At 68.1% G+C, this 25061-nt stretch carries 16 protein-coding genes; 5 read left to right on the forward strand and 11 right to left on the reverse strand.

Features of this window, described 5'->3' with window-relative positions; all coding sequences use genetic code 11:
* Nucleotides 1-145: 145 nt before the first annotated feature.
* The 7 genes from IEW15_RS19210 to IEW15_RS19240 all read right to left on the reverse strand — a co-directional run bounded on the left by IEW15_RS19210 (nt 146) and on the right by IEW15_RS19240 (nt 8631).
* On the reverse strand, nt 146-1000 hold the full coding sequence (locus IEW15_RS19210) for a MetQ/NlpA family ABC transporter substrate-binding protein (RefSeq protein WP_188580937.1): 855 nt from the start codon (nt 998-1000) through the stop codon (nt 146-148).
* Nucleotides 1001-1223: 223 nt separating this feature from the next.
* Nucleotides 1224-2576, reverse strand: a complete 1353-nt coding sequence (locus IEW15_RS19215; protein WP_188580939.1) for a methyl-accepting chemotaxis protein — start codon at nt 2574-2576, stop codon at nt 1224-1226.
* Nucleotides 2577-2698: 122 nt separating this feature from the next.
* Nucleotides 2699-3670, reverse strand: coding sequence for an alpha/beta hydrolase (locus IEW15_RS19220; RefSeq protein ID WP_188580941.1), 972 nt, complete (start codon nt 3668-3670; stop codon nt 2699-2701).
* A gap of 107 nt (nt 3671-3777) precedes the next feature.
* On the reverse strand, nt 3778-4341 hold the full coding sequence (locus IEW15_RS19225) for an AcvB/VirJ family lysyl-phosphatidylglycerol hydrolase (protein ID WP_188580943.1): 564 nt from the start codon (nt 4339-4341) through the stop codon (nt 3778-3780).
* Nucleotides 4338-4565, reverse strand: a complete 228-nt coding sequence (locus IEW15_RS19230; protein ID WP_188580945.1) for a hypothetical protein — start codon at nt 4563-4565, stop codon at nt 4338-4340. Before IEW15_RS19230 ends, IEW15_RS19225 begins: the two co-directional genes overlap by 4 nt.
* A complete protein-coding gene (gene mprF / locus IEW15_RS19235; RefSeq protein ID WP_188580947.1) occupies nt 4562-7174 on the reverse strand; it encodes a bifunctional lysylphosphatidylglycerol flippase/synthetase MprF in 2613 nt (870 codons plus the stop codon). The genes IEW15_RS19230 and mprF overlap by 4 nt, the downstream gene beginning before the upstream one ends.
* A gap of 224 nt (nt 7175-7398) precedes the next feature.
* A complete protein-coding gene (locus IEW15_RS19240) occupies nt 7399-8631 on the reverse strand; it encodes an ABC transporter substrate-binding protein (RefSeq protein ID WP_372402845.1) in 1233 nt (410 codons plus the stop codon).
* A gap of 439 nt (nt 8632-9070) precedes the next feature.
* On the opposite strand from IEW15_RS19240, the gene IEW15_RS19245 reads away from it, so the two are divergent.
* On the forward strand, nt 9071-10690 hold the full coding sequence (locus tag IEW15_RS19245) for a long-chain fatty acid--CoA ligase (RefSeq protein ID WP_188580980.1): 1620 nt from the start codon (nt 9071-9073) through the stop codon (nt 10688-10690).
* A gap of 27 nt (nt 10691-10717) precedes the next feature.
* On the opposite strand, the gene mutS is transcribed toward IEW15_RS19245, so the two are convergent.
* The gene (mutS, locus tag IEW15_RS19250) at nt 10718-13591 is read right to left on the reverse strand and encodes a DNA mismatch repair protein MutS (RefSeq protein WP_188580952.1); all 2874 of its coding nucleotides are present in this window, start codon (nt 13589-13591) and stop codon (nt 10718-10720) included.
* Nucleotides 13592-14065: 474 nt separating this feature from the next.
* On the opposite strand from mutS, the gene IEW15_RS19255 reads away from it, so the two are divergent.
* A complete protein-coding gene (locus tag IEW15_RS19255) occupies nt 14066-16363 on the forward strand; it encodes an NADP-dependent malic enzyme (protein ID WP_188580954.1) in 2298 nt (765 codons plus the stop codon).
* A 209-nt stretch (nt 16364-16572) separates the two neighbouring features.
* Nucleotides 16573-18021, forward strand: coding sequence for an ATP-binding protein (locus IEW15_RS19260; RefSeq protein WP_188580956.1), 1449 nt, complete (start codon nt 16573-16575; stop codon nt 18019-18021).
* On the opposite strand, the gene coaA is transcribed toward IEW15_RS19260, so the two are convergent.
* Nucleotides 17993-18943, reverse strand: a complete 951-nt coding sequence (coaA, locus tag IEW15_RS19265) for a type I pantothenate kinase (protein WP_188580982.1) — start codon at nt 18941-18943, stop codon at nt 17993-17995. The genes IEW15_RS19260 and coaA overlap by 29 nt on opposite strands.
* A gap of 189 nt (nt 18944-19132) precedes the next feature.
* Between coaA and IEW15_RS19270 the strand changes: the two genes are divergently transcribed.
* Complete coding sequence (locus IEW15_RS19270) at nt 19133-20665, forward strand: acyl-CoA synthetase (RefSeq protein WP_188580958.1); 1533 nt, start codon at nt 19133-19135, stop codon at nt 20663-20665.
* Nucleotides 20666-20701: 36 nt separating this feature from the next.
* Here the strand turns inward: IEW15_RS19270 and IEW15_RS19275 are convergent, their stop codons facing one another.
* Nucleotides 20702-21427: a TetR/AcrR family transcriptional regulator gene (locus IEW15_RS19275; RefSeq protein ID WP_229708329.1), complete on the reverse strand. Its 726-nt coding sequence runs from the start codon at nt 21425-21427 to the stop codon at nt 20702-20704.
* 176 nt (nt 21428-21603) lie between these two features.
* The gene (locus IEW15_RS19280) at nt 21604-22839 is read right to left on the reverse strand and encodes a serine hydrolase domain-containing protein (protein WP_229708331.1); all 1236 of its coding nucleotides are present in this window, start codon (nt 22837-22839) and stop codon (nt 21604-21606) included.
* Nucleotides 22840-23021: 182 nt separating this feature from the next.
* On the opposite strand from IEW15_RS19280, the gene IEW15_RS19285 reads away from it, so the two are divergent.
* The gene (locus IEW15_RS19285; RefSeq protein WP_188580960.1) at nt 23022-24983 is read left to right on the forward strand and encodes a flavin-containing monooxygenase; all 1962 of its coding nucleotides are present in this window, start codon (nt 23022-23024) and stop codon (nt 24981-24983) included.
* Nucleotides 24984-25061 lie beyond the last annotated feature (78 nt).

Genomic DNA, 25061 nt, shown 5'->3' on the forward strand with positions numbered 1-25061 from the left:
AATCAGGCGCCGGCCGCAGGCTCAAGGGCGGATCTCACTGCGATCGCGACACATTCCGAAGACCCATTCTGCAACAGGCTCTTTGGCGACAAGCTGGCCGCGGCTCCATTGTCATGTCTGTGGTGACCTGGCCTCCCGGTCACCCTCACCACGCCGGCATGAAGGCGCCTTCGAACCGCGCGTCCAGGAAGGCCGAGACCTCGGGGGACTGGAAACTGTCGAGCAGGATGCGGGTTTCAGGGCGGTTCTCGTCGGCGCGACGCACCACCAGGATATTGCCATAGGGGTTGCTGCGCCGGTTCTCGATCGCAATGGTGTCGGTGCGCGGGTCGAAGCCGGCGGCCTGGGCGTAATTGCCGTTGATCGCGGCGGCATCCAGCCGGTCCAGCGCCGCCGGCAGATCCTCGGCCGGCATCTCGATGAACTGGAACTTGCGGGTGTTGATCATCACGTCCTGCGGCCGGGGCGTCAGCCGCGCGCCCGGCGACAGGCCGATCATCGCCCGTTCGGCCAGCAGGCGCAGCGCCCGGCCGCCATTGCTGCGGTCGGCCGGAATGCCGATCCGCGCACCGGTGGGCAGCGCGCGCAGGGTCTTCAAGGTGCGGGAATAGATGCCCATCGGCTGCACGATGGTATAGCCCACCGACACCAGATCATAGCCATGGGCGGCGCTGTCGGCTTCCAGGAACGGCCGGTGCTGAAAGGCGTTGGCATCCAACTCGCCCTTGGCCAGCGCCGCGTTCGGCTGGTCGTATTCCTTGAAGGTCACGATCTCGACCGTCAGGCCCTTTTCGGCCGCCACGATCTTCACCACCTCGGCGATCTCGACCTCGGGGCCATCGATCACCCCCAGCCGGACCGTGTCGGTGCGCTGGGGGGCGTCGGCTGCCCGCGAGCCGATCGTCACGCACAGGCTTGCGATCAGAACCGCGAACAGCGCCGTGATCATCGACAATGCGGGACGGGAGTCGCTGTGGTGTGCGGTGGCGGAACGAAACATGGTGTCAGCTCTCGGTCCCTGGGCCGGTCGGAGGGCAGGCCGTGATACAGGACGCCGGGCCGCATGCCGGACGCCGGAGCGGCCGTCGCCAGCTTGCGGACCACCGATCGCTCCAGCGGCAAACGATGTGGGCTTACCCCCTTCACCGTCAACAGAATTCCAGAGAAACTGTTCAGCAATGTGAACCGCTCCCCCGCTCTGCCACACACCCGGCAGATGGCTGTTATATCGCCCCCTGCTCCGGCGCGATCTGGTTCAGCAACCGCAGCACGTCTTGCGATGCGACCTCCATCCGGCCAATCGCCGCCATCGCCTCTCGCGGCCGGCCGGCGGCCATCAGCCGGGCGGCCTCGCGGCCATGATCGTGCACGGCGGTATGCGGCGCCTCCAGCGCCCGGAAGGCCGCGTCGCCGCGCCATGCCGCCGACTGGTCGCCATAATACCAGCGGCCGAGCCGGCAGGAATGATGATCGGTCAATTCGCGGTCGGCGAGCTTCGCACGACCGGTCGCCATCGCGGCCAGCCGCTTTTTCCACAGCGCATGATCGGCCTTGGCCAGACGCACCACCTGATCGTTCTGCCGGCGCCCGGCCAGCGCCTGAAGCGCCGGGGCGATGCGGCCCTCCAGCCGGTCCAGCGCGTCGGCCACGGTTTCGATGCCATTGCGGTTGTCGGCCCCCAGCCCCGCGACCGCGGCGATATCACCCGCCAGTCGGTCTGACGCCACGCCCTGAGCATCGATTTCCGTGGCCACCAGGGTCATGCGCCCCGACACATCGGCAATCCGGCCGCCCAGGGCCTCGATCTCGCGACCCAGCCCGTCGATGGCGGCGCGGCCTTCGGCAGCCCCACGCGCGCCATCGCCCATCGCGGTGACGATCGCCGCCATCTCGGCCCGCAGGGCGTTGATCCGGTCGCGGATATCGTCGGTGGCCGCCGCCGTCTGCTGGGCCAGGGCCTTCACCTCGCCCGCGACCACGGCGAAGCCACGGCCGGCCTCGCCCGCACGGGCCGCTTCGATGGTCGCGTTCAGCGCCAGCAACCGGGTCTGGCGGGCCACCGCCTCGATCGAACCCACAATGGTATCGATCTGCTGCGATGCCGCCGCCAGCGCATCGACGCGGCCGGCCGCAGTGGTGACGCCATCGGTCAGGGTCGCCACGGTCCGGGCCACCTCGCGCAGCCGGCGCACACCGGTTTCGGCGGCCTCGTTCGCTTCGCGTGCCACCTCGGCTGCAGCACGGCTGGCCTCGCGGATGCGGCCGCCGCTGGCGGCAAGCTCGCCGATCGCCGACGCCGCTCCGGATGTCCGGTCCTCAAGATCGCGGGCGGCAGCCACCGCATGCACCACGCCCACCCCGGCCTCGGCGGCCTCGATACAGGCGCCAACGATCCGGTCGGTGTCACCACGGGCGGTCTCGGCCAGATGCCCGGCAAGACGGGCCAGCGCCCGCGACAGCGGATCGTCTCCCAGCGGTGGCGGCGCATCGTGATGTCCGGCGATCAATGCCTCGACAAAAGCCACATGGGCCGTGTTGTCGGGTGCGGCCGGTATACGGGCGGGGGACGACGACATCCTGGAGAACCTCACGCAGAGCGGATGGCTGGAACGGGTCGCGCATATTGATACGACGTGACCACGCCTGGCAATCCCCGGCGGGTCCGCGATCCGGTGCGGACCGGCCTGGCCGCCCCGGATCAACCCCGCAGCGCCACCTTCAGCGCGTCCACCGATCGCGCCACCGCGTCGCGGGCCTGATCCAGCGCGCCAGCGGTGTTGATGAAGCCGTGCAGCATGCCCGGATAGACCCGATGCTCAACCGCGACACCGGCCGCGCGCAGCGCCGCCGCATAGGCGTGGCCTTCGTCGGCCAGCGGGTCGCAGCCGGCGGTGACGATCAGCGCCGGCGGCAGGCCGCGATGGTCGGGTGCGTGCAGCGGCGAGGCCCGCCAGTCACGGGCCAGGGCCGGGTCCGGCAGATACTGGGCCAGGAACCAGGTGATGGTGGCATCGTCCAGCAGATAGCCCTCGGCGAAGACATCGCGTGAGGGGTGGCGCACCGCCAGATCGGTCGCCGGATAGATCAGCCATTGCAGGCGAGGCATCGCCAGCCCGGCATCGCGCGCCGCCAGTGCCGCCACGGCCGACAGATTGCCGCCGGCACTGTCGCCGCCGATCGCCACCCGCTCAGGATCGATGCCGAAATCACCCGCCGCCCGCAGCAGCGCGCCCCAGGCCGCGATCGCATCCTCGGCCGCCGCCGGGAAGGGATGCTCCGGCGCCAGCCGGTAATCCAGCGACACCACGGCGATGCCGGCCGCCGCCGCCACATGCCGGCACAGCCGGTCATAGGCATCGAGGCTGCCGATCGTCCAGCCGCCGCCATGGATGAACAGCAGCGCCGGCAGCGGCGCCGCCTCAAGGGTCAGCGGCTCGGGCCGGTACAGCCGCACCGCCATGTCGCCCGCCGGGCCGGGCAGCGCCAGATCGCGCACCACGGCCAACTCGGCACGCGGCAGGTCGAGCAGAACCACCACCTCGTCGAACATCCGGCGGGCATCGGCCGGGGTCATGCGGTGATAGGGATCGCGGCCCGACGCCTTCACCAGATCCAGGATCCAGGCGGCCTGCGGATCGGGGGTCGTGTGGCGCTCAGGAACAGGGCTCATCTCATGGCTCCACTTGCTCGGCAGGTCGGCGGATCGGGGATCAGGACCAGAGTGTCGCCGCGAGGGCGGCCGAAATCAATGGCCGCATCCGTGGCCGCCACCGCCGTTCAGCGGCCGTCCATCTGCGCCAGAACCAGATCCGCCAGACGGTCGTAGTCGCCATCGAAATGATGGCCGCCGGGAATGCCCAGCACGGTGGCGCGGTCGCCGATCCGCGGGCAGGCCGAGATATCGGCCTCGTCCAGCCCATAGACGCAGAGCAATGGCGGCCGCGCCAGCGCGCGGGCGGCGGCGACCACATCGGTCGCGCCATCTTCGGGCGTGTCGTGCAGCCAGTTGGTCGGGTGGATCTCCCAGTTGGCCCAGGTGTTGGAGGTCAGCATCACCGCCAGCACCGCGTGGTCGAGCAGTGCCGGCGGCAATTGGGCCGTGATCGACGGCAGCACCGCCGCGCCGAAGGAAAAGCCGATCAGCACCAGCCGGTCGCAGTGCCAGCGCGCCATGCGGTCGGCGATCGGCCCGGCCAGATCCCGGGCCGCATCGGCGGCGCTACGCCGGGTCCAGAAGTAGTGCAGCGCATCCACCCCCAGTACCGCCACACCGCGCGCCTGAAGCCGGGCGCCCATATCGCGGTCCAGATCGGCCCAGCCGCCATCGCCCGAGATGATCACCGCCAGATCGCGGTCATGGCCCCCCCCCCGGCGCCATCGGCCGGCAGATCGACCAGCCAGTCGGCATGCGCGGCCGCCGGATCATCGGTGGCACCGGTCATGGCCGCGGCGGTCTCGGCCGCCGTCAACCCGACCCCGCCATCGCCCACGACCAGCGCCACCGTCAGCACCACCGCCAGCATCCGCGCCACCCGCATGGCAGCGACCCGCAGGCTCCGTCTCATCGCCCGATAACCCCTTTGATGCCCCCTGAGATCAGCGCCACCAGATCGAGCCCCACCTGCGGCAGAGCGGTGCCGCCGGGGGCCGCCAGGAACCGCGGCCGCCAGTCGGGCAGGAATTTCTGCTTGAAGCGGCGCAGCCCCTGGAAGTTGTAAAGGCCCTCGCCACGCTGATAGATGAAGGTGCCGATCCGGCTCCAGGCCGGGGCCAGCGGGTTGTCGGGCAGGCCCGCCAGCGGCGCCATACCCAGCGAGAACCGCTGCCAGCCGGCATCGCGGGCATGCAGCATGGTCTCGACCAGCAGGTAATCCATGATGCCATAGCCGGCATCGGGCACATGGCGCATCAGGTCCAGGGTCAGTTCCGCCCGATCGGCCGATGGCCACAGATTGGCGAAGGCCACGATCCGGTCGCCCACCCGTGCCACCGCGATCGGGCAGCGGTTCAGATAGTCGGGATCGAACCGGCCCAGCGAGAACCGCTTCTCGCGCGCCTGGCGTTCCTCCATCCAGGCCTCCGACACCTTGCGGAGCTGCGGCATGATCCGCACGGCCGCACCCGGCGCCAGCAGTTCGAAGCTGGCGCCATCCTTGATCGCGCGGCGATGGGCATAGCGCAGCTCGGCGCGGGGCTTGCCCTCAAGATTGAAGCCCGCAAGCGGCACCACCGCCTCTTCGCCCAGCTTCACCAGCCGCAGCCCCAGATCCAGATACAGCGGCAGCGCCTCGGCCGAGACCTGATAGAACACCGGCAGCGCGCCATGGGTGTCGCAGAGTTCCCGGAACATCCAGGCGACATTGGCCCAGGCATGGCGCGGCCCGATCGGATCGCCCATCGCCACCAGCGACCGGCCCGAGGCCGCATACATCACGAACGCGTCGCCGCATTCCGAGAAGATGAAGCTCTTGTCGCCAGTGAAGGCCAGCTGCGCCATGCTGGATGACGACTGTGCGGAAATCCGCGCCGCCTGCTCCAGTTCGGCCGCATCCGCCGGGCGCGGCCGGGGCAGTGCCGGCGCGAAGAACCGGGTGGCCAGCAGCACCACCCCCAGAACCACCACCGCCACGATCGCGCGCAGCGCCCGCGACGCCTCGGCATCCAGTCCCACGGTCCACAGGGCGTCCGACAGGCCGGTGCCGAGGGCCGCGCCCTCGGCCATCAGCGCGCCGCCGCGGAACGAAAACCACATCAGCCAGGTGGAGCCCAGCACCGCGATCGCCACCGCCGCCACCCAGCCCGGCGTCATCGGCTGGCGAAGCAGCGACCCATGACGGTGAAAGGCCGGGCGTGCCAGCACCAGCAGCCCGGCGACCAGCGCCAGCAGGCAGGCTTCCTCCCAGTCCCAGCCCTTCAGCAGCGACAGGACCGAGCCCGCCACCGTCAGCACCACGGCCGCCGCCCAGGCCGCATCCACCCGCCGCGACAGGCCCCGGGCAATCACCAGCAGCAGCAGCCCGGTGATGCCGCTGGCCAGATGCGAGGTCTCCAGCACCGCCAGCGGCAGAATCTGCGCCAGTTGCGCCAGCCGGCCATCGGCGGCGGGGGTCGCGGCCGAGATCAGCAGGGCCGCGCCACAGGCCATGGCCAGCAGGGCGAAGGCAATCGGCGCCACCTGGGCCGCACCGGCACCGGCGCGCGCCACGCCGGCGCCCGCCCGGCGCACGGCCGGCGCCACCCGCCCGGCCGCGCGCGCGGCCTCGGCCACGGCGATCAGCGCCGCCGCCAGGATCAGGGGCAGCAGGTTATAGATGATCCGATAGACAACCAGCGCGCCCAGCACCTCTGGCGCCGGCACGCCGGGCAGGAACAGCAGCACGATGCCTTCGAACACCCCCAGCCCGCCGGGGACATGGGCGATCACCCCGGCCACGATCGCCACCGCATACAGCCCCAGAAAGGCCGCAAACGACAACGGCAGGTCGGCGGGCAGCAGCATCCACAGCACGGCGCAGGCAAAGACCAGATCGGCCACCGCCAGCGCGGTCTGGCCCAGGGTCATCGACAAGCGCGGCAGCGACAGCCGCCAGGTGCGGAAGCTGATCGCCAGCCCGCGCGCCGAGGCGACCATATAGGCCACCAGCACCGTCAGGATCGCCACGCCCAGCGCCTGCACCGCCATGACCGGCAGGCCGGTGGCCACGGCCACGCGCCGGCCTTCCAGCACCGCCGCGACGCCGCCGGTCAGCGCCGATCCCAGCGCGAAGGCGGTGGCGCCGAACACCATCAGCCGCGCCACCACCGCCGGCGACACCCCGGCATTGCCATAGACCCTGAGCCGCACCGAGGTGCCGGTGACGGCGGCAAAGCCGGCGGTATGGGCAATCGCCTGGGCGCAGAAGGCGGCGAAGGCGACCCGTGCGGTCGGCAGCCGCACCCCCGCATCCCGCAGGGCCAGCGCATCGAAGCCGATCAGCGCCACGAAGGACAGGGCGGTGAATACCCCCGCCCACACCACATCGCCGATGCCGACCGCGGCGATCGCCGCCCGGATGTCGGCGAAGGACATGCTGCGGGTTTCATACTGGATGACCCACAAGGCCAGCCCGAACACCGCCAGCATCCCGATCGCCGCCACCGGCCGCAGGATGCGCGGCGACAGCCATCGCGCCATTCGGCCTTGTCCGTCCATCTCGTCCCTCATCGCAAGCCACCAGCCGGTATCGGCATCGGCCCCGGATACCGGCGCCCGCATGGGAGGCGGGGCCGATATCCGGGGCCGCACTATCCGGCTGTCGGCGCGGAGGTACAAGCGACAAGCGAGCCGGCGGCCCGCAGGGGAGCCATCGCCTCGCTTCAGATAATACGGGTCTGATTAAGAAATCGTCTGTTGGCGGGTCATGATCCGGCGGCGGCGGCTTTGCCCACAAAGGGGCAGCCGCCTTCCGACATCGGGCGGATAATCTCGTCGGCGGGCATCTGGGCCAGCACCTTGTAATAATCCCACGGGCCGGTCGAGTCCGCCGGCGATTTCACCTCCACCAGGAACATGTCCTTCATCAGCCGGCCGTCCTCGCGGATGCGCGAGTTCTCGCCATAGAAGTCGTCGACCGGCAGTTGCTTCATCCTGGCCGAGACCGCCATCGCCTCGTCGGTGCCGGCGGCCTCGATCGCGCGCAGATAGGCCAGCACCGCGCTGTAGACGCCGGCCTGCGGATGGGTGGGCGCGCGATCGGTGTTCATGGCCTCACGCCAACGCCGGGTGAATTCGCGCGACGCATCGTTGCGATCCCAGTAGAACGGCGTCACGACCTGCAAACCCTGTGCCGCCTCCAGGCCCAGGCCGTGGACGTTCAGAATGTAGAACGTGGTGCCGGCCAGTTTCTGCCCGGCATCGACCAGCCCGAACTCGGCCGCCTGCTTGATGGTGTTGGTGGTGTCCTCGCCCGCGTTCAGCACCGCCACCATCTTGGCGCCCGAGGCCTGGGCCTGAAGCAGAAACGAGCTGAAATCGGTGTTGCCGACCGGGTGACGGACATGGCCCAGTACCTTGCCGCCGGCCTTCTCGATCACCGTGGTCAACTGCTTTTCCATCGCATGGCCGAAGGCATAATCGGCGGTGATGAAGTACCAGCTCTCGCCGCCAGCCTCGACCGCCGATTTGCCGATCGCGTTGGCGATCGCCGTGGTGTCATAATTCCACAGAAAGCCGGTGGGCGAGCACTTGGCCCCGAACAGCGCATCCGACGCCGAGGCGACATGGATCGCCACCCGCTTGCCCTGGGTCAGATCCTGCACCGCCAGCGACACCGCCGAATTGCCGAAATCGACCATCATGTCGACGCCGTCGGTGTCCATCCACCGCCGCGCCAGCCCGATGCCGACATCCGGCTTGTTCTGGTGATCGCCTGAGATCAGATCGATCGGACGGCCAAGCACGGTCGGCCCGAAATCGGCGATCGCCAGCCTGGCCGCGACCACCGAACCCTCGCCATTGAAGTCGGAATAGGGGCCGGAGCGATCGTTGATCACCGCGATCCGCACCACATCGTCCGAGACGGCACCGGCATTCGACGCGGCACCCGCCATCACCGGCAACAGCAGGGCCGCGGCACAGGCGACCCCCTTCAGACATCTCATGATTGATCCTCCACTGTAATTGGTCTGATCCGGCGTTGTTCTGGTATCGCCGGTTGCGATGCGGGCATGCGTCATCGGCCGCCGGCCATGCTCCCTGGCCGGTCGCCGTGCCGCATGCCATGGCGGACACCCATTTCTGTTGTTAGAGTATTTACTCGCGGGTAAGCTATCTGCTAGTGATTTCAGTCGTCAAGTCCCCCTTGGCATCCTGGAAAGATGTTCCGAGAGAAGACATCATCCTTGTTGAAATACATGCCGATCATTCCGGACGAGATCGTCCGGCTCGATTGCGCATCGCAATATACCTGACTTGCATCGCGGTAGAATTCGGGTGCACTGCGGAATGGTCCGGGCTGTTTAGCGGCACCCGAGACAAATGATGACCGGGGAGACGCCCCGGCAATAAAGGGAGGTTCACGTGTACGGACTGATGCAGGACAGATCACTGCTGATCTCGTCGATCATCGAGCATGCGGCCCGCTGTCATGGCGGCACCGAAATCGTCACGCGCACGATCGAGGGGCCGATCCACCGCAGCAGCTATGGCGAGATCAACCGGCGGGCGAAACGGCTGGCGAATGCGCTGGCGGCGCTGGGCGTTCATGCCGGCGACCGGGTGGCGACCCTGGCCTGGAACACCCATCGCCATTACGAGCTGTATTTCGGCGTCTCAGGGTCGGGCGCCGTGCTGCACACGGTCAATCCCCGGCTGTTCCGCGACCAGATCGCCTATATCATGAACCATGCCGGCGACCGGGTGGTGTTCGTCGATCCCAATCTGGTCGAGGTCGCGGAAAGCGTGGCCGCCGATCTGCCCGGCGTCACCACCTGGGTGATCATGGCCGATGCCGACCAGATACCCGACACCACCCTGCCCGGCGCGCTCTGCTATGAAACCCTGATCGCGGCGCAGCCTGAGGACTATGTCTGGCCGGATCTGGACGAGAACACCGCCGCGACGCTCTGCTACACATCGGGCACCACCGGCAACCCCAAGGGCGTGCTCTACAGCCACCGGTCCACCGTGCTGCACGGCATGATGACCTGCACGGCGGACAGCTCGGCCGCCGTCTCGGCCAGGGACAGCATCCTGCTGATCGTGCCGCTGTTCCACGCGAATGCCTGGGGCGTGCCCTATGCGGCAGCCATGGCCGGCGCCAGGATGGTCATGCCGGGCCACCGCCTGGATCCGGTCAGCCTGGCCGGACTGATCAATGGCGAGGGCATCACCCTGAGCGGCGGCGTCCCCACGATCTGGCTGAACTATCTTCAGCACATCGACCAGAATCCCGACGCCCGCCCCACCCGGCTGAAGCGGATCTTCGTTGGCGGCAGCGCCATGCCGCGCGTGCTGATGGAACGGTTCGAGCGCGATTACGGTATCACCATGGTCCATGCCTGGGGCATGACCGAGACCAGCCCGCTGGTGACCGTGGCCCTGCCGCTGGCCCGCCATGACGGGCTGAGCGAGGACGACGACCGCACGCTCCGGCTCAGCCAGGGCCGGCCGGTCTTCGGCACCGAGGTGCGGATCGTGGGCGAGGACGGGGGCATCGCAGCCCATGACGGCCGCACGCCCGGCCATGTCCAGGTGCGCGGCCCCTGGATCGTGAAGGGCTATTTCGGCCGCGACGAGCCGGCGGTCGACGCCGATAGCTGGTTTCCCACCGGCGATGTCGGCACCATCGACGCCGATGGCTATCTGAGGCTCACCGACCGCACCAAGGACGTGATCAAGTCGGGCGGCGAATGGATCAGCTCGATCGAGATCGAGAATGAGGCGGTCTCGCATCCGGGGGTACTCGAGGCGGCGGTGATCGGCGTGTTCCATCCGCGCTGGCAGGAACGGCCGCTGCTGATCGTCACCCGGAGCGGCGACGCTGATCTCACCCGCGACGGCGTGCTGGCCCATCTGAAGCCGCGCATCGCCAGCTGGTGGATGCCCGATGACGTGGTGGTGCTGGACGAGTTGCCCCACACCGCCACCGGCAAGATCTGGAAGCTGAAGCTGCGCGAGACGTTCAAGGACTACAAGCTGCCGACGGCGTGAGGACCGCGCCCCGGAACCGCGCCCCGTTCAGCCCCCCGCGTCGCGCAGCAGATCATACAGCAGGTCGAGTGCGGCGCGGGGCGTGAGGTCGTCGGGGTCGATGGCGGCGAGCCGGGCCTTCAGGGCCAGCGCCGCCACGGCTTCCGGGTCCGGCTCCGGGTCTGGTTGCGCGGCCGCCGCCGGCGCGTCGGGCAGGCGCAGGCTCGCGAACAGCGGCAGGTCGTCTGTCAGCTTCGCCGCCGGCGAGCCGGTCTCGCCACGCTCGATCTGACCCAGAACCGCCTCCGCCCGCCGGATCACCCGCTTCGGCAGACCCGCCAGCCGGGCGACATGAATGCCATAGGACCGGTCGGCGGCGCCGGCTGCCACTTCGTGCAGGAACACCACATCGCCCTGCCATTCCTTGATCCGCATGGTGTGGCACGACAGCCGGTCGAGCCGCGCCGCCAGCGCGGTCAATTCATGATAATGGGTGGCGAACAGCCCCCGGCAGCGGTTCACGTCATGCAGATGCTCAACCACCGCCCAGGCGATCGACAAGCCATCCCAGGTGGACGTGCCACGGCCGATTTCGTCCAGGATCACCAGCGCGCGGGGGCCGGCATGGTTCAGGATGGTCGCGGTCTCGACCATCTCGACCATGAAGGTGGAACGGCCGCGCGCCAGATCGTCGGCCGCGCCCACCCGGCTGAACAGCCGGTCGACCACGCCGATCCGGGCACGGGCCGCCGGCACGAAGCTGCCGGCCTGCGCCATCACCGCGATCAGCGCGTTCTGGCGCAGAAAGGTGCTCTTGCCGGCCATGTTCGGGCCGGTCAGCAGCCACAGGCCGGGCCCGCCCCCCGCGGCCGGCGCCGCATCCGGCGCCATGACGGCATCGGCCGCACCGGGGGCATCGCCATCACCGCCCGGTTCGCCATTCCCGCCCAGATCACAGTCATTGGCGACGAAGCGCGTGCCGCCATTGGCCTCGACGAAGGCCTCGACCACCGGGTGGCGCCCGCCCTCGATCGCGAAATTCAGGCTGTCGTCGATCAGCGGGCGGACATAATTGCGGCCGCGCGCCAACTCGGCCAGCGCCGCCGATACGTCCAGCACCGCCAGCGACCCGGCGCAGGCGGCGATGCCGTCGGCCGCCGCCATCACCTCGGCGATCAGCGCCTCGAACGCCTCAAGCTCGGCGGCCAGGGCCTGATCGGCGGCACGGGTCAGCCGGGTTTCCAGCTCGCCCAATTCCACGGTGGTGAAGCGCACCGCATTGGCCAGGGTCTGGCGATGGATGAAGCGGGTGTCCTGCACCAGCTTGTCGCCATGGGCCGGCGTCACCTCGATGAAGAAGCCCAGCACATTGTTGTGGCGCACCTTCAGCGAGGAAATGCCGGTGTCGCGACGATGGGCGCCTTCCAATGCCGCGATATGGCGCCGGCCTTCGGTCGCCAGCGATTTCACCTCGTCCAGCGCCACATCGAAATGGCGGGCGATGAAGCCGCCATCGCGGGCCAGCAACGGCGGCTCGGCCACCAGCGCCGTGCGCAGCCGGTGGGCCAGGGCGCCGTGATGGCCCAGCGCCGGCAGGCCATCGGCCAGTTCCGCCGGCAGAATGCCGTCGCCCAGCGGCGCCGGGTCCGAGACTCCCAGCCGGGTCAGCCGGTCGCGGATCAACCCCGCCTGATGCAAGCCGTCGCCGATCGCCCTGAGGTCGCGCGGGCCGCCCCGGTTCAGCGACAGCCGTTGCAGGGCGCGTTCCAGATCGGGCATGCCATCCAGCAACCGGCGCAGATCCGCGCACAGATCCTCGTCGGCCAGAAGATGGTCCACCGCGTCCAGCCTGCGGCCGATCGCCGCCGGATCAGTCAGCGGCGCGCCCAGCCGGCGCGCCAGCAGCCGGGCGCCGGCGCCGGTGACGGTCAGATCCATCAGCCCCAGCAGGCTGCCGCGGCGTTCACCGGTCATGGTCTGCACCAGTTCCAGGCTGCGGCGGGTGGCGGGATCGATCGCCATCACCGTATCGGCCGCCTGACGATGAGGCGCCGCCAGATGCGGCACCCGGCCCTTCTGGGTCAGCGAGACATAATCGATCAGCGCACCGCAGGCCGCCGCCTCGGCCCGGCTTTCGATGCCGAAGGCATCGAGCGCACCCACGCCGTAATGCTCCATCACCCGCCGGCCGGCGGCGGCGGGGTCGAACAACGCCGCCGGCTGCGGGGTCAGCGCGGGGCCAAGCTCCCCCAGCAGGGGGCCGAATTCGGGGCGTGCCAGCAGCCGGTCCGATACCACCAGCTCGCATGGGTCCAGCCGCGCCAGTTCCGCCGCCAGCGCCGACGCCTCGACCCCGGTCACGGCGAATTCGCCGGTCGAGATATCCACCCAGGCCAGAGCGAGCCGGCCATCGGCGCGGGCCAGCGCCGCCAGATTGTTCGACCGGCGGGCATCGAGCAGTGTGTCTTCGACGATGGTGCCCGGCGTCACCACCCGCACCACCTCGCGCCGGACCAGCGCCTTGTAGCCGCGCTGGCGGCGCGCCTCGGCCGGGTCTTCCACCTGTTCGCAGATCGCGACCCGGTGGCCGGCGCGGATCAGCCGCGACAGGTAATGCTCGGCCGCATGCACCGGCACGCCGGCCATGGGGATGTCCTCGCCCTTGTGCTGGCCGCGCCGGGTGAGGGTGATGTCCAGCGTCCGCGCGGCGAGCACCGCATCGTCGAAGAACATTTCATAGAAGTCGCCCATCCGATAGAACAGCAGACAGCCCGGATGGTCGCGCTTCACCGCCAGATACTGGGCCATCATCGGCGTGGCGCCGGTGATGGCGGCATCGCTGGCGGCGGAAGCGGCATCGGCGGTGCTCGCAGCGTCATCGTCTGGCCGGTCGTCGCGGCCGCGCGCGCGGGCTCTGGTCATTGGGCGGCTCTGCCTTTCGGTGAGGGTCTTGTCCTTGAGACGGGCGCCGCCGACCCTAACGCGACCACCGGCACGGCGACAAGCTGCACGGATGGGCACGCCTGTGCGGCGACCCTGTGGCAGTGGAGGCGCCCCCGTGTTTCAGCCGTCGACAGGCGAACCGCGTTCGGCTATAAAAATCCGACTGTCGCGTTAAATTGGAATAATAATACCGGAAACAGATGATTTATATAACAGCATGACCTACCTGAGGATGCCCGCCAGCCGATGACGGCAGATCCGGCATCCAGACCCCGGCCGCGCGGATGCCCCGCATCCGGCCCCAATCATGTCGCGCGACGGCTCCGTGAAATTTCGTTACATTAATGGCCTTTTCGTAACCCGCGTCAGGCGCGCAATCCGCGTCCGGGTTACGGTCGACGGTCGGGCCGTCACATCACCACCAGAAGAATGATCACCCGAAGGGCAAGCCGGATGGATGGCGAGAAGTACTATGTGACCGAGCAGGAGGCCCTGGAATTCCACCAGGGAGATCGGCCGGGCAAGCTGTCGATCACGCCCACCAAGGCGCTGATGACCCAGCGTGACCTGTCGCTCGCCTACAGCCCCGGCGTTGCCTGGCCATGCCTGCACATCAACAAAGATCCGAACAAGGCCTACGACTATACGTCGAAGGGCAATATGGTCGCCGTCATCTCGAACGGCACCGCGGTTCTGGGTCTGGGCAATCTGGGGGCGCTGGCCTCGAAGCCCGTCATGGAGGGCAAGGCGGTCCTGTTCAAGAAGTTCGCCGATATCGATGCGGTGGACATCGAGGTCTCGACCGAGGACGTCGACGAGTTCGTCAACTGCGTCCGCTTTCTGGGCCCCACCTGGGGCGGCATCAATCTTGAAGACATCCGCGCCCCGGAATGCTTCATCATCGAACAGCGGCTGCGCGAGCTGCTGGACGTGCCGGTGTTCCACGACGACCAGCACGGCACCGCGATCATCTCGGCCGCCGGCCTGATCAACGCGCTGGAGATCACCGGCAAGTCGATCCGCGACGTGCGCATGGTGGTCAACGGCGCCGGCTCTGCCGGCATCGCCTGCCTGGAACTGGTCAAGGCCATGGGCCTGCCGCATGAGAACGCCATCCTCTGTGACAGCCAGGGCGTGATCTATCAGGGCCGCGAGAAGGGCATGAACCAGTGGAAGTCGGCGCATGCGGTGGAAACCGATGCCCGCACCCTGGCCGATGCCCTGAAGGGCGCCGATGTGGTGTTCGGCCTGTCGGTGAAGGGCGCGTTCACGCCCGAGATGCTGGCCTCGATGGCGCCGCAGCCGATCATCTTCGCCATGGCCAATCCCGATCCGGAAATCACGCCCGAAGAGGTGGCCAAGGTGCGCAGCGACGCCATCGTCGCCACCGGCCGGTCGGATTATCCCAATCAGGTCAATAACGTCCTGGGCTTCCCCTATATCTTCCGCGGCGCGCTGGATGTGCGGGCCACGGAAATCAACGAGCAGATGAAGATCGCCGCCGCCTATGCGATCGCCGGCCTGGCGCGGGAAGACGTGCCCGACGAGGTGGCGCGCGCCTATGGCAACCGCCGCATGCAGTATGGCCGCGACTACATCATTCCGGCGCCGTTCGATCCGCGCCTGATGACCACCGTGCCGCTGGCCGTGGCCAAGGCCGCCACCGAGACCGGTGTCGCCCGCAAGCCGCTGGTCGATCGCGGCCGTTATGTCCGCGCGCTGCGCGCCCGGCTCGACCCCACCGCCGACAGCCTGGAGCGGATCATCGAGCGGGTGCACGAGAACCCCAAGCGCGTGGTCTTCGCCGAGGGCGAGGAGGAGCAGACCATCCGCGCCGCCACCCAATGGGCCAAATCCGGTCTGGGCAAGCCGGTGCTGATCGGGCGCGAGGAGCACATCAAGGCCAGCATGCTGCGGCTGGGCCTGGGTGACGGCTCCGATTTCGAGATCGACATCCACAACGCCCGGCTGTCGGACAAGAACAAGGCCTATACCGACTTCCTCTATGCCCGCCTGCAACGGCGCGGCTATCTGTATCGCGACGTCCAGCGGCTGGTGAACCAGGACCGCAACGTCTTCGGCGCCTGCATGGTCGCCTGCGGCGACGGCGACGCGCTGATCACCGGCCTGACCCGCAATTACTGGGTGGCGCTGGAAAACGTGCAGCTTGTCATCGATCCCGAGCCGGATCAACGCCTGATCGGCCTGTCGGTGATGGTCAGCCGTGGCCGCACGATCATGATCGCCGACACCACGGTCAACGAGCTGCCGGAAGCCGAGGCGCTGGCCGATATCGCCATCCAGGCCGCCGCGTCGGCCCGGCGGTTCGGGCTGGAGCCGCGGGTCGCCATGCTATCCTACAGCAATTTCGGCAACCCGCATCGCGAGAAGGCCGACCGGATCCGGGCCGCCTGCCGCATCCTTGAAAGCCGTGGCGTCGATTTCGAATTCGACGGCGAAATGTCGGCGGATGTGGCGCTGGATCAGGAGCTGATGCAGCGCTACTACCCGTTCTGCAAGCTGACCGGCCCGGCCAATGTGCTGATCATGCCCGGTCTGCACAGCGCCAATATCTCGGCGATGCTGTTGCAGAACCTGGGTGGCGCGGTCCAGATCGGCCCCCTGCTGCGCGGCATGTCGAAGCCGGTGCAGATCGTGCAGATGGGCGCCACCGTGGCCGAAATGGTCAACATCGCCGCCGTCGCCGCCCATGACGCCCTGATTGACGGACAGGAGAAGGCGCACCGCTGATCCACGCGGGTGCCCATCCAGGCCATACCCGGCCATAACGACGCGCGCAAGCCCCCGCCGGGTTTGCGCGCGTCGTCGTGTCGGGGCAGGCTTGTCTCGCTTTGAGTTACGCGAAACTTTCATCCCGCGACAGTTGACCGGCGCCGTGGCTCGGGCAGTCTGTCGGGTCGCGCCGGTCATGAGGGACCGGGCGCTGGCGGAGACAAGGCATGGCTGGTTTCGACCGCAGCGAGATCACACGACTTCTGGGGGCGACCGCGGCGATCGCCGCACCATCGGCCGGTACGCTGGCGGGGCTGGGCCTCGTCGGCGCCCTGTCGTGGTGGTGGGCGGTGGCCGGCATGCTGGTGGCGCTCGCAGGCTCGATCGCGGTGGCGCAGCTTCTGCTGGGTGGCTTTCATGCCCTGCGCGATTTTGCCGAGGCGCTGGCCCAGGGTGAAGAGCGTCCCGCACCGCCCCCCGGTGGACGGATCGTACAGGACATCGCCCGCGCCATGCTGCGGCTGTGGCTGAAGGAACGCCGGCGCACCGAGCGTCTGGCGATCCAGGCCAGCGATTTCGCTCAGATTCTGGACCGGCTGCCATTGCTGGTGCTGACGGTGGACGAACGCATCCGCATCCGCTCGGCCAATCGCGCTGCCGAAGAGGCGATGGGCGAGGGTCTGGTCGGGCGCGAACTGGTGGCGGTGCTGCGCCATCCGGCGCTGCTGGATGCGGTGGATCAGGCGCTGGTGCGTGGCGATTTCGCCGATGTGGTGTTTTCCACCGCAGCACCCGACCGGCGGGAATACAAGGCCCATGTCGAGACCCTGCGCGCCGGCGACGATCCGGGCGATGCCCGCCGCGCGGTGATCGCCCTGCATGACCTGACCCAGATCCGCAAGCTGGAACAGATGCGCGCCGATTTCGTCGCCAATGCCAGCCACGAGATCCGCACGCCGCTCGCCACCCTGATCGGCTTCATCGAAACCCTGCGCGGCCCCGCCAAGGACGACCCGGAGGCGGCCGAGCATTTCCTGTCGATCATGGACGATCAGGCGCGGCGGATGTCGCGGCTGGTCAACGACCTGCTGTCCTTGTCGCGTATCGAGATGAACGAACACATGCCGCCGGCCCAGGCGGTCGATCTGGTCGATGTGGTCGACGATGTCATCTCAGGGCTGGAATTCAAGGCCCGCGCCCGCGGCATCGAGATCGAGGTCGGCGCCGAACCCGGCCTGCCCTCGGCGCTGGGCGATGCCGATGAACTGGCCCAGGTGGCGCAGAACCTGATCGACAACGCGATCAAATATGGCCGCAATGACAGCCGGATCACGGTCAGGCTGTTCCGCACCACCCAGGCGCCGCGCCCGGTGGGGCTGGCGGCGGTGATGGACGCGGTGGCGTTCTCGGTGACCGACCAGGGCGACGGCATCCCGCGCGAGCACCTGCCCCGGCTGACCGAGCGCTTCTATCGGGTCGACAGCGCCCGGTCGCGTCAGGTCGGCTCCACCGGGCTTGGCCTCGCCATCGTCAAGCACATCATCAACCGCCATCGCGGCCACCTCGCCATCGACAGCAAGTCCGGCGAGGGCAGCAGTTTCACCATCTTCCTGCCGGTCGCCGGGACGGCGGACGGCGCCAGGGCGGTCAGGTCATCCGCAGCCGCACCTCGCTGATCGTGTGATCACCCGCCTTGCGCAGCACCAGATCGGCGCGCTTGCGGGTCGGCAGGATGTTGTCGTGCAGGTTCACCCGGTTGATCGTCTGCCAGATGCCGCGCGCGGTTTCCACGGCCGCATCGTGGCTGAGGTCACGGTAATGGTGGAAATAGGAGGATGGATTCTGGAAGGCGGTTTTCTGCAACAGCAGGAAACGTTGCACATACCAGGCGGCGACATCGGCCTCGTCGGCATCAAGATACATCGAGATGTCGCAGAAATCCGAAACCACCACACTGCTGGTCGGGTTCACCTGCAACAGGTTCAGCCCTTCCAGGATCAGGATGTCGGGCTGGCGGACGCTCTGGCCGGCATCCGGCACGATGTCATAGCTCAGATGTGAATAGACCGGCGCCTCGACCATTGGTTCGCCGGCCTTCACCGCCGCCAGGAAGCGGATCATCGCCGCCGTGTCATAGCTTTCGGGGAAGCCCTTGCGGGTCATCAGCCCGCGCTCCTTCAGCACCCGGGTGGGATACAGGAAGCCGTCGGTGGTGACCAGATCGACCCGGGGATGATCGGGCCAGCGCGCCAGCAGCGCCCGCAGCACGCGCGCGAAGGTGCTCTTGCCCACAGCGACACTGCCCACCACCGCGATCACATAAGGTGGCCGCTTGACCGGCCGGCCAAGGAAGGCATCCTTCACCTGGCCCAGCTGGCGCGCCGCAGCCACATGCAGGTTCAGCAGCCGCGACAGCGGCAGGAACACCTCTTCGACATCGGCGATGCCGATCGGATCCTGCAGGCCGCGCAGCGCCGCCAGATCGTCTTCAGCCAGGGTCATCGGGGTGTTGGCGCGCAAGGCCGCCCAGCCCGGCCGGTCGAAGGTCATGTATCCCGGCCATTCCACCGGCACCGCGTGGCCGTCGGCGGCTCGCATGCCCTCCGGCTGGCTGTCTGTGTCCGACATCGGTTGCTCCGTTCCTGCATGATGAACCCGATCCCGCACAGACTATGGCAGATCAGCCGGCTATGGCAGATCAGCCGGTCACCGCGCCCCGGAATCATGCTATGAGCACCGGAGCAACCAGTTGCCAGGCAACAACCAGAAGCCCACCGGGGAAATGCCATGTCGAATGTGATCCGCAGAAACACCATCAACGACGCCGTGCGCCGTTCCGCCGCCAGGTTCCGCGACCAGACCGCGCTGATCCATGGCGAGCGGTGCTGGAGCTTCGCACAGATCAACCGCGCCGCCGACGCCATCGGCCGGCGGCTGCTGGATCTGGGCTTCACGAAGGGCGACCGGCTGGCGGTCTATGCCCGCAATTCCGATACCTATCTGCTGGTCTGGCTGGGCGCGCTGCGCGCCGGCCTGGTGCATGTGCCGATCAACTATGCCCTCACCGAGCCCGAACTGCATTACATCGTCGAACAGTCGGGCGCCCGCGGCCTGATCCACGATCCCGATCTGGCCCGCACCGCGCTGGCGGTGGCGGACCGTGTGGATCTGCTGCTGTCGGCGCCGATGACCGGCAGTGCCTTCGATCCGCTGGCGATCGCGCTGGCGGCCGACGACGCGGCGCCGCTGGATGCGGGCGTGGCTGACGAGGACCTTGCCCAGATCCTGTATACGTCGGGCACCACGTCGGCCCCCAAGGGCGCGATGATGACCCACCGCGCGCTGCTGGCCGAATATGCCAGTTGCATCGTCGAGCTGAACCTGAAGGGCAGCGACCGGGCGCTGGCCGCCCTGCCGCTGTATCATTCGGCGCAGATGCACTGCTTCACCATACCGCAGATCCTGGTCGGCGCCACCTCCATCGTGATCCAGACCCCGGTGCCGGCGCTGTGTCTGGAGCTGATCGAGCGCGAGGCGATCACCTCGTTCTTCGCGCCCCCGACCGTGTGGATCAGCCTGCTGCGTCACGAGGATTTCGACCGCCGCGACCTCGCCACGCTGACCAATGTCTATTACGGCGCCTCGATCATGCCGGTGCCGGTGCTTGAGGAACTGCGCCAGCGGCTGCCCGGCGCCCGGCCCTATAACTGCTATGGCCAGAGCGAGATCGGGCCGATCGCCACCGTGCTCGGCCCCGATGAGCACACCGACCGCCCGGCCTCGGCCGGCCGGCCGGTGATGAATGTGGAAACCCGCATCGTCGACGCGCAGATGAACGACATGGCGCCGGGCGAACAGGGCGAGATTGTCCACCGCTCGCCGCAACTGCTGATCGGCTATTGGAACAAGCCCGACGAAACCGAAGAGGCCTTCTCGGGCGATTGGTTCCATTCCGGCGATGTCGGCTATTTTGACGAGGGCGGATTCCTGTTCGTCGTCGACCGGGTCAAGGATGTGATCAAGACCGGCGGCGTGATCGTGGCCAGCCGTGAGGTCGAGGACGCGCTGTTCACCCATCCGGCGGTGTCGGAGGTGGCGGTGATCGCCCTGCCCGATCCGAAATGGATCGAGGCGGTGACCGCGATGGTGGTGCTGCGCCCCGGCCACGAGGTCGATGCCGAAACCCTGATCGCCCATGCCCGCGAGCGTCTGGCCGCCTATAAGGTGCCGAAGACCGTCCACTTCATCGACGCCCTGCCGCGCAACACCGCCGGCAAGATCCTGAAGCGCACGCTGCGCCAGGATTTCGCAGAGGGCTGACCCGCCGCCACCCCACAGCCGATGAGACGCGCGGGCTCAGTCGGGCCCGCGCGTCTCAAGCTCCGGTATCAGCGGCGCGTCGAGCGCGCCGCAGATGGCGCTGATCAGATTGTCGAGCGCATAGGGCCTGCCCCACAACCCGCCGCCTGAGGGATCCGCCTCGAAGGCGGCCTCACGCGCCGCCAGACCGCTGTTCATGAACAGGGCCATGAAGGCCAGGCGCTGGCTGACCAACGGCGCCGGCAGATGCGCCAGCAACCGGCGCAGATGGTCGATACAGCGCATATAGCTCGACACCCAGCGATCACCGACCGCGTCCAGGAACAGGCCGCGATGGTTGACCTGCACCGCCATCACGAAGCGCATATGGCCGAAGCCGATCGGCAGGTCCCCGACCTCGTCGGGATCGCCGGTGCCGATGGTTTCCACCTCGACCATCAGCCGCACCACGTCGCGCGCGGCGCGCGGGCCGCCGGCGGCCTCCATCGCATCCAGCCTGAGACGGCGCGCCCGGTCGCTGCGCTTCGCCGCGTCCACCACCAGTTCGCGCACCAGCGCGTCCTTTGAGCCGAAGTAATAGTGCAGCGAGGCGCCGTTGCGCATACCCGCCGCCGTCACGATGGCGCGCACCGACACCGCGTCGATGCCATGCAGCGAGAACAGCCGCCGTGCCGCCATCTTCAGGCGGTCGCGGGTCGCATCCTCGGCCGTGACGGCGGGCATGCCGCCATCGGCGGGGGCGGGCGACAGGTCCTGGTCCATATGGGTCTCCGTTGTGGGCGGCCTTGTGGATAAATCTGGGGATATTATCGGGATATTCTGGGGAAGAACGGGAGAAGAACGGGGGGATAACCTGTGGGAAAACTCGTGGAGAAACCGGTGAAGAAGCTGGTGAAAAGCGGTGGAGAAGCAGGGGATGGAATGTGGACAAGCCGGCCCTACAGGCACCGATAGGCCGCGTCCACCAGCGACTGGCCGCGCGGGTTCAGCAGCAGCCCCGGCCCCATGCGGGTCATGGCATAGCCGAAGGCCAGGCCGTGATCAGGGTCGGCGAAGCCCACTGATCCGCCGGCGCCGACATGACCGAAGGCGGACCGGCCGATGATCAGGCTGTCGGGGTTGCCTGGCCGACCGCGATTGTCCATCCGCAGCATGAAGCCGGGACCGAAACAGGTCGGCTGCAGCAGCGTGGCATCCATCTGGGTGGCACCCATGGGATCGGCGAAGCGGGCGATGCGGTCGCCGCCAAGTCCCAGCGGATCGCCCGCCGGCGCCAGCAATGCCGCATACATCCCGGCCAGACCACGAGCATTGGTCACCCCGCTGGCGGCACCGATCACGGCGGCACGCCCGGCGCGGGTATTCACGCCGCGCGCCGCCCAGTCACCATGATTGAACACGAACAGATTCTGGATGCTGCCAGCCTCACGCGCCGCCATCAGGAACGGGCTTGGCGGCACATCACGCACCGGCCGGTGGACGATCACCGGCGCCACCCGGGGCTCCCGCGCCTCTGGCAGCCCGATCCAGAAATCCAGGCCGAGCGGCCGGGCGATCTCGTCGGCGAAAAAATCCCCTAGGTCGCGGCCGTCGACCCGCCGGATCAACTCGCCGGCCAGGAAACCCATGGTCAGGGGATGATAGCCGGTGCGGGTGCCGGGTTCCCAGAACGGTGTCTCGTCGGCCAGATGAGCCACCATGTAATCGGGATCGGTCAGGCAATCGACCTTCAACCGGGCGCGGATGACCGGCAGGCCGATGCTGTGATCCAGGATCATCCGCGCGGTCGCGCGGCCTTTGCCATGGGCGGCGAAATCCGGCCAGACATCGGCGATCGGCGCATCCAGATCCAGCCGCCCGCGCGCCGCCAGCAGATGCAGGCACAGCGCCGTCGCCCCCTTGGTGGCCGAGAACACCACCACCACCGTGTCGCGGTCCCAGGCCCGGCCCGTGGCGGGGTCGGCGATGCCGCCCCACAGATCCACCACCACCCGGCCGTCCTGCACCACGCTCACCGAGGCGCCGGCCTCGTTATGTGTGGTGAAATTGCAGGCGAAGGCATCGGCCACCGCCGTGAAGCGCGGATGGCAGATGCCGTCCACGCGGATCTCGCTGTCCCCGACCATCGCCAGGGCACGCCGGTAGGGCTCGGCCGCGGCATGCGCCATGGTCATGCGGTTATCCTCTCTGTTCGCCACCCGTCGGTGCAGCCCTGGCTCCGGATTGCCATCTCACGATTAAGTCGATCATATAAATCTATCGACTAAAACGATCGGCTTAATTACCGTAAACCAAGGCCCGACACGCGTCAACAGGCGGGGATGAACCCCGTAGATGGGGTGAGGAAACCTTCGGCATGACCATTCAGACGCCCGTCCCCGGCATCACGCCGCCATCCGACGAAGCCCGTGCGGCCCCGGATGCGGCCTTTGCCGCGGCGATCCGCATCGCCAACATCCCCACACTGCTGATGGTGCTGGTGCAGTTGACCGGCGATCCGTCCTGGCTGAACGCGCCATATCGGCCGCGCCGGGGCCGGGGGCTCGACGACAACGACGATGGCGGCCTGGCCCACGACATCCAGGCCCGCATCCGCGACGCGGCGCTCGCGGCGGTTCTGGCCTGGCGCGATGGCCGGCCAGTGGCGATGCCGGCACCATCCGACGACCTGCTGGTGCGGATGTTGAGCGTGGCGATGGCCGAGCCGGTGCCGGATGACTATGGCGAGATCATCGCCTCCGGCCTTGGGCTGAAGCCGCACCGGCTGGACACGGCCGTCGACGGCACGACCGGCGCCGCCGCTGTCCCGGCAGGCTTTCATGCGGTGATCATCGGCGCCGGCGTGTCGGGGATCTGCGCCGCCATCCGGCTGCGCGCGCGCGGCATCCGGGTGACGATCGTGGAAAAGGGCCATGATTTCGGCGGCACCTGGCGCGAGAACCGCTATCCCGGCGCCGGGGTCGATACCCCCAACCATATCTATTCCTTCTCGTTCGCCCAGCACGACTGGCCGGAGTATTTCGCGCTTCAGGGCGAGTTGTTCGCCTATTTCAAAGGCGTGGCCGAGCGCTTCGACCTGCGGTCCTGCACCCGCTTCGACACCACCGTTCAGGCCGCGCGCTGGGACGCCACCGTCTGCCGGTGGACGGTCACGACGCGTGGCGATGATGGCCGCACCGACAGCCTGGCCGCCGATATCGTGGTCAGCGCCGTGGGCGTGCTGAACACCCCGCTGGTGCCCGATATCCCCGGGCTCGATGGCTTCAACGGCCCGTGCTTTCACACCGCCCGCTGGCCCGGGGGGCTGGATCTTGCCGGGCAACGCGTCGCCATCATCGGCAATGGCGCATCGGCGATGCAGGTGGCGCCGGCGATCGCCGGTCAGGTGGCGCATCTGACTATCCTGGCGCGGTCGAAGCAGTGGGCCGCGCCCTTTCCGCAATTCAGGAAGCCGGTGCCCGACCCGGTCCGCTTCCTGCTGCGCAACCTGCCGCTGTATCAGGCCTGGTATCGCCAGCGTCTGGCCTGGACCTTCAACGACCGCATTCACGGCTCGTTGCAGAAGGATTCCGACTGGCCGCATCCTGAGCGGGCCATGAATGCGGTCAATGACGGCCATCGCCGCGCCTTCACCGCCTATATCCGCGCGGAACTGGCCGATCGCCCCGATCTGGTCGACAAGGTGCTGCCCGAATACCCACCCTTCGGCAAGCGCATGCTGCTGGATAATGGCTGGTATCGCACGATCGCCCGCGACAATGTCTCGCTGGTGACGGAGCGGCTGGCGGAGGTGCGCGGCAGCACCCTGATTGCCGGCGATGGCAGCCGCCATCAGGCCGACGTTCTGGTGATGGCCACCGGCTTCAGGGCAACTGAGTTCCTGGCGTCGGTCGACGTCGTCGGCCGTGACGGCCGCCGGCTGGCCGAGGTCTGGCATGGCGACGACGCCCGCGCCTATCTGGGCACCACCATTCCGGGCTTCCCCAATCTCTTCACCCTGCTGGGGCCGAATGTCGGGCTGGGCCATGGCGGCAGTATCATCGCCGCCGTGGAACTGCAGACCGATTACCTGATCAGCGCGCTGGAGCGGATGTTCGCCCGCAGGGCCCGAACCATCGAAGTCCGCGCCGATGTTCACGACCGCTACAACCAGCAGGTCGATGCCCACCACGACCGCATGGTCTGGACCCATCAGGGCACCGATAACTGGTATCGCAACAGTCGGGGGCGGGTGGTGGCGATCACCCCCTGGCGCAATGACGACTTCTGGCGCATGACCCGCGCGGCCAACCCGGCCGATTACCTGTTCGACGGCTGATATCGGCAGGTCTGGTCACACGCACAGGCTGAACAGGGGCAACAAGGTTGTCATGATCATCGCGCGGCGGGGCCAGCC

Origin of the sequence: Tistrella bauzanensis, from assembly GCF_014636235.1 — a bacterium.
In the GTDB taxonomy this organism is placed as follows: domain Bacteria; phylum Pseudomonadota; class Alphaproteobacteria; order Tistrellales; family Tistrellaceae; genus Tistrella; species Tistrella bauzanensis.